Here is a 14,740-nt window from a genome sequence, read left to right on the forward strand (position 1 = left end):
TGTAAAGTCCTGAAGCTGGGTTAAAAAACCAGCCTACAATAGACACTATTACTTAATAAACACAGGAAAACCTATGGAAATCAATCCGTATCAAGAACAAATCAAAGATCTATCTGAGCGTGGGCAGGACTTGCGGAGGTATCTTTGACTTCGATGGTAAGCAAGAACGCTTAGAAGAAGTCAATTTAGAATTGGAAAACCCTGAGCTATGGAATGACCCCGAGCGTGCCACTAAGATTAACAAAGAAAAAAGCCAACTTGATGGGGTCATCGATGTCGTGGTTTCGCTTGAGACCACCTTAGAAGATGCATCTGCCATGCTGGAGCTGGCAGTAGAAGCAGAAGATGAATCGTTGCTTGCTGATGTACAAGCCGAGCTCGACGATGCGGAGAAGCGCGTTGCGGACTTAGAGTTTCGTCGCATGTTTAGCGGTGAGATGGATCCAAATAACTGCTACTTAGATATACAGTCGGGCAGCGGCGGCACCGAAGCGCAAGATTGGGCCGAAATGCTACTGCGCATGTATACGCGCTGGGCAGAGGCGCATGGCTTTAAAGTCGATGTCATTGAGGTGTCGTCAGGTAGCGTCGCTGGTATCAAGTCAGCCACGATTGAAATCAAGGGCGATTATGCGTTTGGTTGGTTACGTACCGAAATTGGCGTGCATCGCTTAGTCCGTAAATCACCATTTGATAGTAATAATGGCCGTCATACCTCATTTGCTGCTGTTTTTGTTTCGCCTGAAATCGATGATAATGTCGAGATTGATATTAATCCAGCGGATTTGCGTATTGATACTTATCGTTCATCGGGCGCGGGTGGTCAGCACGTGAACACCACGGATTCTGCGGTACGTATTACTCACGAGCCAAGTGGCGTAGTCGTGACTTGTCAAAATGAGCGTAGCCAACATGGTAACAAGGCCACTGCGATGAAAATGCTACGTGCTAAGCTTTATGAGCTTGAGATGCAAAAACGTATGGAGTCGCAACAAGCGGTTGAAGATAACAAATCTGATGTCGGTTGGGGCAGTCAAATTCGCTCATACGTGCTGGATGACTCACGTATCAAAGACTTGCGTACGGGTGTTGAGACCTTTAACACCGGTGCAGTATTAGACGGCGATCTCGATCAATTTATCGAAGCGAGCCTAAAAGCGGGACTGTAGGGGTGTTTTTAAGAATAAATCCCTACTCTTAATTCTCTACTCTTTTTGACGTAGCCACCGCCTACAGCAATTCATAAGGTTGATAGTTGGGTAACGAAACAAAAATTACTTAAGGAAAAGTTATGCTAAGCGTAAATAATTATTTTGATGATAAAGTCACTTCTATTGCTTTTCAGACGGCGACTAAGCCAGCTACTGTCGGTGTCATGAGTATTGGTGAGTATGAATTTGGCACTAGCGAATTTGAAACCATGACAGTCGTTAGTGGAGCGTTGACGGTAAAGCTGCCAGAAAACGATGAATGGCAAACGTTTAATGCTGGCGAGCAATTTACTATTGAAGCCAATAAAAAATTTAATGTCAAAGTTGAAGTAGAAACGGCTTATTTATGTGTTTATGGTAAATAGTAGATTTTAACTTATAGACATATTAGCTAAAAAAACGCCAAGTGGTTAACGCTTGGCGTTTTTTTGTGGGAATCTGATAAGCTAGGTTTTACACAGCATTACACTTTATCTGTGGCAAGTAAACAGCAAAAATAATGACAGTTAATTATGCTAAAACAATAACTTTCAATAGGCGTACTGTTTTATGGCAAAGGAAAACCAGCAAGCAATTACGGAAGATAGGCGTCATGATTATGAGCTTTTAGCGCGCCGTGCCAATCTGCGTTATGTAAGCGACGATGAACCTGGATTTACACGTAGACGTTGGGGGCGCGGGTTTACCTATCGTGATGCGACTGGCAAAACTGTGAAAGATAAAGCGTTGCGTAAGCGTTTTGACGCTTTGGTTATTCCACCGATGTGGTCAGAGGTTTGGATATGCCAAGATGACAAAGGCCACTTGCAGTCAACGGGTCGCGATGACAAAGCACGCAAACAGTACTTGTATCATCCGTCATGGAACAATATCCGTGATCAGGCTAAGTTTGATGCCATGATAGGTTTTGCAGAAGCATTACCAAACCTACGCGCACAAGTCGAAAAAGATTTAGATACGCAGTCGTTATCACGCGCCAATATATTGGCTGCAGTGGTCAAATTGCTTGAGACGACCTTGATTCGTATTGGTAACAGCCGCTATGCTAAACTCAATAAAAGCTATGGTCTCAGTACTTTACGCAGTAAGCATGTGAGCGAAACAGACAACGGGCTGGCGTTTGATTTTGTTGGTAAAAGTTCGAAGGAGCATCATATTGAATTGCAGGACGAGCGTTTAATTGACATTGTACAGGCATGTAGTGAGCTGCCCGGTTATCAGATTTTCAAATATTTGGATGACAATGGCGATAAGCAAGTCGTTGATAGTGCAGATATTAATGACTATTTACGGATGCACACTTGCGACAATGATTGTGAAAGCAAGATGTATAGCGCAAAGGACTTTCGCACATGGATGGCAAGTGTGCTGGCGGCCAGCTACCTTTACGATGAGCTGCAAACGTCAGTAGGCAAGGAGATACTGACAAGTGCGCCTGAAAGCGACGAGCGCCAACAGCTCATTACGGATATGGTCAAAGATGTGGCGGATGAGCTAGGCAATACGCCCGCCGTGTGCCGAGCTTCCTATATTCATCCCGTCATTCTTGAGAAGTTTTTAGCGGGAGAGTTTTTTGAGCCCTATAAACAAGCACGTCGTGGACGCACTAAAGAATATCAACGCTGTGAAGAGAAAGCGTTACTTGGGTTTTTAAGTACATTAGAATGAATTTATAGCTATTAGAAAGCTTGCATTTAATCGTAAAAATGATACGTTATGTATTGAAATAAACATAGAAATGCGTTACTAATAGATTATATTAAATGTAAGAATAAGAGACGGTCTATAGGATATGACCGTTTTGCTATTAGAACTAACATATATCTGACTTGACCCGTTGATCTCTATTTATAAATTGCTAAAGGATTAGCTCATGATTATCTCGTCTTCAAATACCAATGCATCTCAAAACACTGCTTTGAATGCTTCAAACACTCTAGCAAGCTATGCTGATTATTATAATAATTTTGATATGGAAGCGTTGTTAACAGAGATCTTTGGTGATCATCTGGACGATCGGCTTAATGCTTATATGGCTTGCTGTGGACGTCATGTGCGTGATGGCCGTGCTGATAATATCGCGCTGGTACACGAAGATACTGCGGGTAATATAACGCGCATGAGCTTTGGTGAGTTAGATAAAGCCAGCGCACAGGTAGCCAGCTTATTACAGTCTTATGGTGTAAAAGTCGGTGACCAAGTAGCGACCATGCTACCGCGTACGCCAGAGTTATTAATCATTGTATTGGCAACTTGGCGATTAGGTGCGATATATCAGCCTTTATTTACCGCTTTTGGCTATGATTCAATCAAGTACCGGATGGACAAAGCCAACACCAAAGTAGTTTTCACTAACGCTGATAATCGTAGCAAGTTTGAAGATTTGGCTGAGCAGACCAAAATGGTCTTTATCGGTAGTGCAGCTGATAGTAAGGCTTGGGGTGACGACAATTATAACGAGATGATAGCAACACAGTCGCAAGATATAGAACCAGTTTTGTTAGATACAGATGCGTCGTTTTTGCAGATGTTTACCTCAGGGACCGTTGGCAAGTCAAAAGGTGTCAGTGTTCCATTAGCCGCGTTGCCAGCTTTTTATCTATATATGCGCTATGCGATTGATCTACGCGAGAGTGATAACTACTGGAATATGGCAGATCCAGGCTGGGCGTACGGTTTGTATTATGCGATTACCGGACCTCTACTATTAGGTGTCACAACTTATTTTAACGAAGCGGGTTTTGATGCGACCAATACGCGCGACTTTATGGTGCGTCATAAAATTACCAATTTAGCTTCTTCACCAACGGCATTTCGCATGATGAAATCAAGCGGTGTCTTTGAAGAAATCACTGATAATAATCCTTCGACATTATCACTACGCTGTGCCAACTCAGCAGGTGAGACTTTAAATACTGAAGTAGTAAGCTGGGTGCAAAACCATCTAGGCTGCCAAGTCTGCGATCAATATGGGCAGACAGAGACCGGAATGACCTGCTGTGAGCACCATGCGTTAGAACATGAATGCCCAGTCGGCTCGATGGGTATGGCTCTGCCAGGGCATACCCTCGTCGTATTGGGTGATGATATGCAAGTATTGCCTGATGGTGAGCAAGGCCAGCTGGCAGTTGTGGTCAGTCAATCGCCAGCATTTTATTTCCGTGGTTATAGCTGGAACGAAAAACAGGCTTTCTTTGAGGATTACTATCTGACAGGAGATGTGGTCGAGCGTCATAGCGATGGCAGCTATTGGTTCTCAGGTCGTGATGATGACATCATTACGACGGCAGGTTACCGTGTCGGTCCAACTGATGTTGAAAATACTGTATTAGAACATGAGGCCGTCGCAGAGTCGGCTGCCGTCGGTGTCCCCGATGAGGTGCGCGGACATAATATCAAATCTTATGTGGTGCTAAAAGACGGCATCGAAGGCAGTGACGAGATTGCCCAGCAAATTAAAGACTTGGTACGTAAGCGTTTATCAACCCATGCTTATCCACGTGAGATTGAGTTTGTTGCAGCATTACCGAAAACACCAAGTGGCAAGATTCAGCGCTTTTTATTACGTAGTTTGACTGCTGAATAAGCTGCTAAATGAATAGGCTTAATTGTCAAAATTTTTAATATTTTTAACTAAAATTTTTCAACATTTCAACTAAAAATACAAAATCTTAAATGGTTAAGGAATAATAATGCAAATTCAACAACACAGCTTTTTAGTCACCGGTGGTGCATCAGGATTGGGTGAGGCAGTCGTTCGTGCCATCGTTAGTAAAGGCGGCAAAGTCGTTATCGCTGATTTGAATGAGTCAACTGGACAAGCATTGGTCGATGAGCTGGGCGATAATGCTCGTTTTGTACGCTGTGATATCACCAGTGGCGAAGAGGTACAAGCGGCTGTTGATAAGGCTGAAAAGGAGTTTGGCGGGTTGCAAGGATCTATTAACTGCGCAGGTATCGCTGTCGTACAAAAGCTACTCGATCGCGAAAATAACCCAGCGGACCTTGATGCCTTTAGTCGTGGGGTTAATATTAATCTCGTTGGCTCGTTTAACGTGGCACGTTTGGTCGCGGCCTCCATTGCTAAGCGCATAGCGAATAACAGTGATACAGAGAGCGCTGCAGATAAGAACATCGATAATGGTGTCATTATCAATACTGCATCTATCGCTGCTTTTGATGGGCAAGTAGGGCAAGCAAGCTATTCATCATCTAAAGCGGGCGTGGTCGGTTTGACCTTGCCACTAGCTCGTGAGCTGGCACGTCACGGTATTCGCGTTATGACGATCGCGCCTGGAGTCTTTGCGACACCTATGATGGATACTATCCCTGAAAAAGCACGTGAGCAGTTAGAAGCGAGCGTTCCTTATCCTAAACGTTTGGGCAACCCTAGTGAATTTGCCAAATTAGTGACTCACATCATTGATAATGCTTACTTAAATGGTGAGGTCATTCGCTTAGATGGCGCCATTCGTATGGTTTAATCTGTATTAATTGGCTGTAAAATCCGATAACTCCTTGATATAAATTTCTTATTTATAAAAAAGACACAACATTTAGCATAGCGCTTTGCTATTTATAATAGATGCAAGATTGGTCGATATAGTAATATGGTTGCCCAATAAATATCGATTGAGAGTAAAGCGCTTGTCATCTCTCTGTATTTTTCTCCAAATTACTCGTTATAAGTTCATCTTTTATCTAAATTAGATGAATTCTGATTGTTGATGTAAATACAATTTCAACAGTCCAGGTCAATAGCATTAACTGCAAAAAGATACTCGTCTATCGTTCTAAAGCTACTCTTATAATACAATTATGAATAAAGTCCTTATAAATCAAAGGCTTGTTTTTAATTCTGTGCACGCCTTGTGGCTATTGACTCTTATTGATAATTACTATCTATAATTTATCATTTCAACTCATCAATAGAACGATTTTAAAGGCACTTCTTCAACGATAAAAATAGCTACAGAGGTTATTGTTACCCTATTACAGAACCATATATCAACGTTATAGTACCGTATATCTAGACTATTTTATGTTACCTCTTCCCTTTTAGTATTTCTGTGCTATTGTCTATAATCGCTTATCTGAATATAGAGAGGAACCCGTGTTTGAAAAGTATACCCACCATGAGTATCGAAACGACATTCAAGGACTGAGGGCCATAGGGGCTATTATCATCATGGTGTTCCATATCTGGTTTAATAAGGTATCAGGTGGGGTTGATGTATTTTTCGTCGTTTCCGGATTCTTAATGGCTTCAATAGTATTAAAAGGCTATTTTTTAAATGGTACGGTAAGTCCGTTTCCTTTTTGGGGCGGCGTTATAAAAAGAGTCGCGCCATCAGCATATATTGTACTTGCAGCGACACTTATTGCCAGCTACTTTATCTCATCGCCAGTTCTTATATATACCGTGTTACATGAGATCATCGCCAGTGCCTTGCATCTTGAAAATATCCAGTTAATTAGGCTTTCTGTCGATTATCTATCTACTGGTAGACCGCCAAGCCCGGTTCAGCAGTTTTGGGCGCTGTCTATTCAAATGCAGTTTTATGTGGTCTTTCCACTGATTTTGATTCCTCTTGCTTATTTTGCGAAGAAAAGACAAACATCTACGCCTCTTTTTTTGGGAATAATTGTTATTATACTGGCATCCTTTGCCTACGCTACTATGCTGGTCAAAGACGATCCAGCAATGAGTTACTTCAATCCATTGTCTAGAATTTGGGAGTTTTTCTTCGGTTCACTCTCGTTTCTTTTAATATCCAATGCCAAAAAAATAAAATATAGACAGATTTTAGGCATCTTAGGTATTGCTTTGATTATTGGCGGTGCAATCTTTATACCTAGAGGCGCAAATTTTTCAGGTCCTATATCTTTAATTCCTGTACTTGGTGCAGTTTTTATTATTATGTCAGGTGTCGGTGGTCAGGGCGTCGTAAACAAGCTATTGTCCAACAAATTCCTAGTATTTTTAGGGGGGATATCTTTCACTATCTATCTGTGGCATTGGCCTATCCTGATATTTTATAAAGAATATTTTGGTTATGAGTCTATTAGTCTGATACAAGGGCTAATGATCATGAGCGTATCTACGCTTTTGGCCTACTTTACCAGCAAAAAAATAGAATCTCCTTTTAGAAGAATACCAAGAGAAAAAGTACTGGTGAATTTTTCAATCGGAATTCTATTTTTCTTACCTGTGATGGTAGCGGCTTTCGCTTTTAGACACGAAGTCGTCTCTACTACTGAAAGCGCTAAAATAGAATTGGAACAAAAATCTATTGAACCATTTACAGGTGATAAAATTTACTTAGAAAATGAAAGCTTCAAACCAGATCGTGAACGTCTGCTTACGATAAAGCAAAGGGTCCCTGCTGCCTATGCTGCTGGTTGCAATCAATCTATGGACGGAGAGGAGGTGACTACTTGCGATTTTGGAGACTTATCATCTGATCGTGAGATAGTACTGGCAGGAGGCTCTCATGCAGTACAATGGATCACCGCACTAGACAGCATCGGTAAAGAGAATAACTTTAAAGTAATCAATATGACAAAAGCGGGTTGTCCTTTAGGAGTGGTAGAAGAGTCTAACGAATCTTGTCACATATGGAATGAGGAGGCGGTTGAAAAAATCATAGAGATAGCGCCTCATGCTGTCATCACCAATTCTACTAGAACGGTGGTAGATCAAAAGGAGTTTATCCCTCAATCTTATATTGATACTTGGAAAGTAATCTCTGATAACGAAATAGATGTGATTGGGATAAGAGACAATCCACGCTTTGGTTTTGATGTACCAGACTGCTTACATAGAAGTAGGAACGCAGCAGATACAGATGCGTGTGTCATAGACCGGACTGAGGCTCTATTGCCAACTGATCCTACTATAGAGTATCAAGACATTATTACAGGTATTGATATGTCAGATATGTTCTGTACCGCCGAAAAATGCCCGACTACTTTTTCTGGAAAAATAATGTATCGTGATGCAGAACACATCAGTATAGAGTATGCACACTTTATAAAAGATACCTTTGAAGATAAATTAAAAGAAGCGTTATCTATGGTCAGCTAAATCTATGGTCAGCTAAAAATATTCAAAATGTTAAGTTAATACAGAAAGAGCCCAGCGCATTGGTTAAATCAACGCTTTGGGCTTTTTTTATGTTAACAGCCTCTAGAGCCATAAATTTATAATTTCTCCTTACCATATTCTTCTCTTGAAATAGCTATACAACACACCAATTGATAGCCTATAAGTAATATCATTACTACTGGCAAGGTTTAAAACAAAGTAATTTTAGTTGGTATATGTGAGCACTATTACTAGTAAGTCATTATCTGGTGTTGACACTAAATATATTTAGTTGAAATACAATCCGATATCCCGCATATACATAGCAGACAAACAGAAGGGCCATGATATAAGCCCGTTATAAAAACTGTTAAAAATATGAATTATAAAAGGATAATACTATGAGATTTGAGAAGTTTACGCAAAAGCTGCAAGCCGCCATTCAAGAGGCGCAAAGCCTAGCGTTAGGACGTGATAATACTGGTATCGATCCAGTGCATTTGCTTGCCGTACTGCTGCAAGATGAGTCCAATTTGTCTATCTGTCAGCAGGCAGGTGCCTCTATTCCTGCACTAAAAAATGGCGTGGCAAAGGCGTTAGACAATCAAGCCAAAATTAGCGAGCCGACAGGGGATGTCAACCTAAATCCAAACTCGGTCAAAATTCTAAATCTTGCAGATCGTCAAGCGCAAAAAGCGGGTGATGATTTTATTGCTACTGAATGGGTCATATTGGCATTGGCTGAACAAGGTGAGACCAAAAAGATATTTGAGAGTGCAGGGGTGACTGCTGATAAGTTAAAAGTAGTTATCGAGCAGTTACGCGGCAACGACAAAGTAGATAATCAAAACGCTGAAGATCAGCGTGATGCACTCAATAAGTATACGATTAATCTAACCGAGCAGGCAGAGCTTGGCAAGCTCGACCCAGTCATCGGCCGCGATGAGGAGATTCGCCGTACTATTCAGGTGCTATCACGCCGTACCAAAAACAACCCAGTGCTCATTGGTGAGCCAGGTGTCGGTAAGACGGCTATCGTTGAAGGTCTAGCGCAAAAGATTATCAATGGTGACGTGCCGGAGGGTCTGCGTCGTAAAGAAGTACTGTCGCTTGACTTGGGTGCACTGATTGCTGGAGCAAAATTCCGCGGTGAGTTTGAAGAACGTCTCAAGGGTGTACTGAGCGACTTGGCCAAACAAGAAGGTAACGTTATCTTGTTTATCGATGAGCTGCATACCATGGTTGGTGCGGGTAAAACGGACGGCGCGATGGATGCCGGGAACATGTTAAAACCTGCATTGGCGCGCGGTGAGCTACATTGCGTTGGGGCGACGACCTTGGACGAATATCGTCAGTATATTGAAAAAGATGCCGCACTTGAGCGTCGTTTCCAAAAGGTATTGGTCGATGAGCCGACGGTTGAAGATACCATTGCTATTCTTCGTGGTCTCAAAGAGCGTTATGAGTTGCATCATGGTGTTGATATTCAAGACAGCGCCATTATCGCGGCGGCGCGTATGAGTCATCGCTATATTACTGATCGTAAGCTGCCGGATAAGGCCATCGATTTAATAGACGAAGCAGCCAGTCGTTTGCGTATGGAGATGGACAGTAAACCTGAAGCGCTAGGTAAGCTTGATAGTCGTCTTATTCAGCTAAAAATGCAGCGCGAAGTGCTCAAAAATGAAGAAGATGCTGGCGCACGAGCTGAGCGTAAAGTGCTTGATACGCAAATTGATGAGCTTGAAAAAGAATACGCTGATCTTAACGAAGTCTGGCAAGCAGAAAAAGCGCTGGTCAAAGGCAGTCAACAGCTCAAAGATGAGCTTGACAAAACGCGCATCGCTTATGATAAGGCAAGCCGAGAAGGCGATTACGAGACCATGAGTAAACTGCAGTATGAAACCATACCGCAGCTTGAGCGCCGTATCAATGAGTCTGACTTGGCTGAGCAAAAGGAGCAAACAGGTGAGCCTGCTGGCGTAAAATTACTACGTAATAAAGTCACTGATAATGAGATTGCTGAAGTGGTGGCCGCGGCGACAGGTATCCCGGTCAGTAAAATGATGCAAGGTGAGCGCGATAAGATGCTAGCAATGGAGGACAAACTCCACGAACGCGTTATTGGTCAGGACGAAGCAGTTGAGTCGGTTGCTAATGCAGTGCGTCGTAGTCGGGCAGGTTTGTCTGATCCGAATCGTCCTTCTGGCTCGTTCTTGTTCCTAGGGCCAACAGGGGTAGGTAAGACTGAGCTGACGAAATCTCTAGCAAACTTCTTATTTGATAGTGAAGAGGCGATGGTGCGCATCGATATGAGTGAGTTCATGGAAAAGCACAGTGTCAGTCGCTTGGTAGGTGCTCCTCCTGGTTATGTCGGCTACGAAGAGGGCGGTACATTAACCGAAGCTGTACGCCGCAAGCCTTATAGTGTTGTGCTATTTGATGAAGTAGAAAAAGCGCATCCAGATGTGTTTAATATCTTATTACAGGTATTGGATGACGGGCGCTTGACTGATTCGCAAGGTCGGGTCGTAGACTTTAAGAACACGGTTATCATCATGACCAGTAATTTGGGTTCACATAAAATCCAAGAGATGGTTGGTGAAGACTACCAAGACATCAAAGCGGCAGTAATGGATTCAGTTGGTGAGCATTTCCGTCCTGAGTTTGTCAACCGTATTGATGAGATCGTAGTGTTCCATGCGCTCGGTCAAGAACAGATGGCCGGCATTGCTGATATCCAACTAGAGCGTTTGCGTCGCCGCTTACAAGATCGTGAGTTAGATATTACCTTATCTGATGAAGCAATGAGTCAGTTGGTCGCTGTGGGTTATGATCCAGTATATGGTGCACGTCCACTAAAACGTGCTATCCAGCAAGAGATTGAAAACCCATTGTCATTAAAACTGCTGGCAGGTGACTTTGTCGCAGGTGACATTATCAAAGTCGACGTAGATGTAGATGATAAGCTCACCTTTGATAAGCTTAGAATGAGTTAATAACGCTAAAGTGTAGTACAAAACTGACCCCTTACTTGCAATAGCAGGTAAGGGGTTTTTTTATTTAAAAACATAATTTGTACCTTGACGGTGTTTTCACTTGCTATATTAGATAAAAGCAGATCAATAGGGAGAATATGATGACAACCATTACCAAACGTATCAATGTACCTTTGAGCATAGTAGCATTACTATTTAGTGCCTCTGCTTGCTCTAACTCAACCACCTTAAATACTGATACAACGCCCCCACCAATAAAAGCGTCTGATGATGCTGCTAATAGTGCGCAAAAAAGCACCAACAAACCTGAATTTACGACTAAAGAGTTTGCGACCTTCAATGAGCCATGGGCAATGGCAGCGCTACCAAAAACAGCTAATGACCCTCTCAAACTACTTGTGACCCAAAAAACAGGTGAGCTCTTTATCGTTGATACTCAAACGAGCAATAAGACACAAGTCGATGGTGTGCCAAGTGTGGCATATGGCGGACAAGGCGGTCTTGGAGATATTGTGTTAGCGCCTGATTTTGCAACGAGTAAGATGGTATATATCAGTTATGTTGAAGCAGGTGACGGTCCCGACAACAACACATTTGGCGCTAAGGTCGTTAAAGCCAAACTTGTAGGGCTAGACACTGATTCGCCAAGTTTGCAAGCTATCACACCTATTTGGCAGCAAACCCCAAAAGTAAAGGGACAGGGTCATTATAGTCATCGATTACTATTTTCTCCTGATGGACAGCACTTATACATTAGTTCAGGGGAGCGTCAGAAAAAGGACCCTTCACAGGATATGACCGTTAATTTGGGTAAAATAATTCGGCTAAATGCTGATGGGTCTGTCCCTAAAGACAATCCATTTGCTGGCAATACTCGCAACATTGCTTCACAGTTTTGGACAATAGGCCATCGTAATGTGCTTGGTATGGCATTTGATGAGTCAGGCAGATTGTGGGTCAATGAGATGGGACCTCGTGGCGGTGACGAGTTTAATCTTATTAAAAAAGGCAATAACTATGGCTGGCCTGTGGTTTCTAATGGCCGTAACTATTCGGGTACTGATATTCCTGATCACGACACCCGTCCTGAGTTCGAGCCGCCTAAAATTACATGGACACCGGTTATTTCACCCTCATCTATGAGTATCTATAGCGCTGGTAATCAAAACAATTTTCCAGAATGGCAGGGTGATGCGCTTATGAGTGGTTTATCATCCAAAGCTTTAATCGTAGTCGATATGAAAGAGACAGGCGATGCGTCTGAGCGTTATCGTTATGATATGGGTGCTCGTATTCGTAATGTTCTGACAGTCGATGGTGAAGTGTGGGTATTAGAAGATGGCGATAGCGGTAGATTGTTACAACTCTTACCAAAATAAGAATATGCCTCTTTATTTGATTTATATACTTTTGCCATATAAATGCTGCGATGATTCCTAATTGTTAGTATATAAAGAAGTAGAATGTTTTAAGACACATCTGTAATAATAAGAGGTATTGATGCTTAATTCTTACTATTATTACTGTTTTTAAACTGGTTATAAGCCATTAATCCGCAGTATTGCAGTCAGTTGCAAACTTGTAAGTAGTTGAATTAGATTTGATAGTTAAGAAATATCTTGTTATTGTGTGCCTCACAGGAAATTAAGGTAAATTTACAGATGGACCATCTAAAAGTTGAGAGATTGGGACCGTTTCCGCGAGTGAGTAAGCCTGTTTTTATTACGTCAGGTATTTTAATCGTCGGTTTTATTATCTTTGGCGTGCTATTTACTGAAACTGCTGGTACTCTTTTTAGTTTTTTGCAGGGTTTTATTACTGATAAGTTTGGCTGGCTTTTTATTCTATTAATGAACTTGGCTTTAGCGTTATGTATTTATTTAGCCATGAGCCGTTATGGCGACATTCGTTTGGGTCTTCAAACAGAGGCACCACAATACAGTCTATTCTCATGGATTGGCATGTTGTTTTCTGCGGGTGTCGGTATTGGTTTGATCTATTGGGGCACCGCTGAGCCTTTATACCACTTTATGGCGCCCCCATTAGGTGAGCCAAATAGCGTAGAGACGGCTAAACAAGCTATCAACTTTACCTTTTTGCATTGGGGATTACACGCTTGGGCACTGTATGCGTTTGTTGCATTGTCTCTCGCCTATTTTCATTATCGCCGCGGCTTACCTCTATCAATTCGATCAACGCTCTATCCGTTATTAGGCAAAAAGATCTTCGGTCGATGGGGGCACGCTGTTGATATCCTAGCAGTATTTGGGACAATGTTTGGTGTTGTAACATCTTTGGGTCTGGGGGTTTTGCAAATAAACTCAGGACTTGAGAAACTATTTGGTACGCCTAATAGTTTAACAGTACAAATTGCTTTAATTGCTTTTATAACGGTTTTAGCCGTTATTTCCGTGTTAATGGGTTTGGATAAAGGTATCAAACGCCTAAGTGATATCAATATCGGACTGACAGCCATCTTACTTGGCTTTATGGTTATTCTAGGACCAACGTTATTTATCTTCGATAGTTTCCTTGAAAACGTCGGTAACTATTTATCAGTGTTTGTTCCACTAGGACTGTGGGGCGAAGCTTATGAAGGTCAAGAAAACTGGCAGTCTTCATGGACGATATTTTACTGGGCGTGGTGGGTAAGTTGGGCGCCATTCGTCGGTATATTTATTGCCCGTATTAGTCGCGGCCGGACCATTCGTGAGTTTGTGTTAGGGGTCATGTTAATACCAATAACAATCTTGTTTTTTTGGTTTACGACTTTTGGCGGCGTTGCTATTCATATGGAGTTGCTCGCTGCTATTGATCCTGCATTGGCTAGTCCAGGACTCGTTGAAGCGGTACAAGCAGATTTTGGTAGTGCCATTTTTAAGCTGATCGAGTACTACCCGTTAACCAAACCGATTACTTTTATAATTGTCATTATGATTGTACTTTGGTTTGTAACATCATCAGATTCGGCAAGCTTTGTCATTGATATGCTAACAGCTGGTGGCGATACCAATCCGCCAAAAATTCAGCGCTTATTTTGGGCAAGTACAGAAGGCGTCATAGCTGCAGTTTTACTTGCAGCCGGTGGACTAAGTGCTTTACAGGCAGCAGCTATCGTAGCAGGTCTACCATTTGCTTTAGTCGTATTTGTGATGATGTACGCGCTACTACGTGGTTTAAGTAGGGATCAGTTGATACTGTATAGAGCTCAACAGTATTACATTACTGCAGAATCAGCAGATCATAATACGGCGAACGAGTTCGTTGATGAAGATCTATTGGAAGGTCCGCCTAAGATTGCTAAAGGTGACTAATCTATATTACCTGTTATTGTTATTATTAGAATTTTCATATACAGATAGCCCTCACATTTAGGGCTATTTTTATGCGGTTATATATATTTTTTAGGTTTGATAGGTTGTTTATATCCAAACATAGTGGCA

Annotated in this window: 9 protein-coding genes; all 9 read left to right on the forward strand. The window is 42.1% G+C overall.

The features are described from left to right. The first annotated feature begins 73 nt into the window (after nucleotides 1-73). The 9 genes from prfB (at nucleotide 74) to ACS8FC_RS10640 (ending at nucleotide 14,611) form a co-directional block, all read left to right on the forward strand. A protein-coding gene (prfB, locus tag ACS8FC_RS10600) for a peptide chain release factor 2 (protein ID WP_299219459.1) occupies nucleotides 74-1,169 on the forward strand; the annotation gives its coding sequence in 2 pieces (ribosomal slippage) (nucleotides 74-145 and nucleotides 147-1,169; 1,095 coding nt in all). 122 nt (nucleotides 1,170-1,291) lie between these two features. Next, nucleotides 1,292-1,576 carry a pyrimidine/purine nucleoside phosphorylase gene (ppnP, locus tag ACS8FC_RS10605; protein ID WP_439296725.1) on the forward strand — a complete coding sequence of 95 codons (285 nt, stop codon included), beginning with the start codon at nucleotides 1,292-1,294 and terminating at the stop codon, nucleotides 1,574-1,576. A gap of 184 nt (nucleotides 1,577-1,760) precedes the next feature. Further along, nucleotides 1,761-2,879, forward strand: coding sequence for a DNA topoisomerase IB (locus ACS8FC_RS10610; protein ID WP_439296727.1), 1,119 nt, complete (start codon nucleotides 1,761-1,763; stop codon nucleotides 2,877-2,879). A 205-nt stretch (nucleotides 2,880-3,084) separates the two neighbouring features. Then, nucleotides 3,085-4,797: an AMP-binding protein gene (locus tag ACS8FC_RS10615; protein WP_439296728.1), complete on the forward strand. Its 1,713-nt coding sequence runs from the start codon at nucleotides 3,085-3,087 to the stop codon at nucleotides 4,795-4,797. A gap of 106 nt (nucleotides 4,798-4,903) precedes the next feature. Next, nucleotides 4,904-5,695, forward strand: a complete 792-nt coding sequence (locus tag ACS8FC_RS10620) for an SDR family NAD(P)-dependent oxidoreductase (protein WP_439296729.1) — start codon at nucleotides 4,904-4,906, stop codon at nucleotides 5,693-5,695. Nucleotides 5,696-6,324: 629 nt separating this feature from the next. After that, the gene (locus ACS8FC_RS10625; protein ID WP_439296730.1) at nucleotides 6,325-8,298 is read left to right on the forward strand and encodes an acyltransferase family protein; all 1,974 of its coding nucleotides are present in this window, start codon (nucleotides 6,325-6,327) and stop codon (nucleotides 8,296-8,298) included. Between the two features lie 401 nt (nucleotides 8,299-8,699). Beyond that, nucleotides 8,700-11,297 carry an ATP-dependent chaperone ClpB gene (clpB, locus tag ACS8FC_RS10630; RefSeq protein WP_439260998.1) on the forward strand — a complete coding sequence of 866 codons (2,598 nt, stop codon included), beginning with the start codon at nucleotides 8,700-8,702 and terminating at the stop codon, nucleotides 11,295-11,297. Between the two features lie 137 nt (nucleotides 11,298-11,434). Next, nucleotides 11,435-12,676 (forward strand): PQQ-dependent sugar dehydrogenase, encoded by a 1,242-nt coding sequence (locus ACS8FC_RS10635; protein ID WP_439296731.1) that lies wholly within the window; start codon nucleotides 11,435-11,437, stop codon nucleotides 12,674-12,676. 282 nt (nucleotides 12,677-12,958) lie between these two features. Then, the gene (locus tag ACS8FC_RS10640; protein ID WP_439296732.1) at nucleotides 12,959-14,611 is read left to right on the forward strand and encodes a BCCT family transporter; all 1,653 of its coding nucleotides are present in this window, start codon (nucleotides 12,959-12,961) and stop codon (nucleotides 14,609-14,611) included. Nucleotides 14,612-14,740: the final 129 nt, after the last annotated feature.

It is taken from the genome of Psychrobacter sp. 1Y4, from assembly GCF_051847555.1.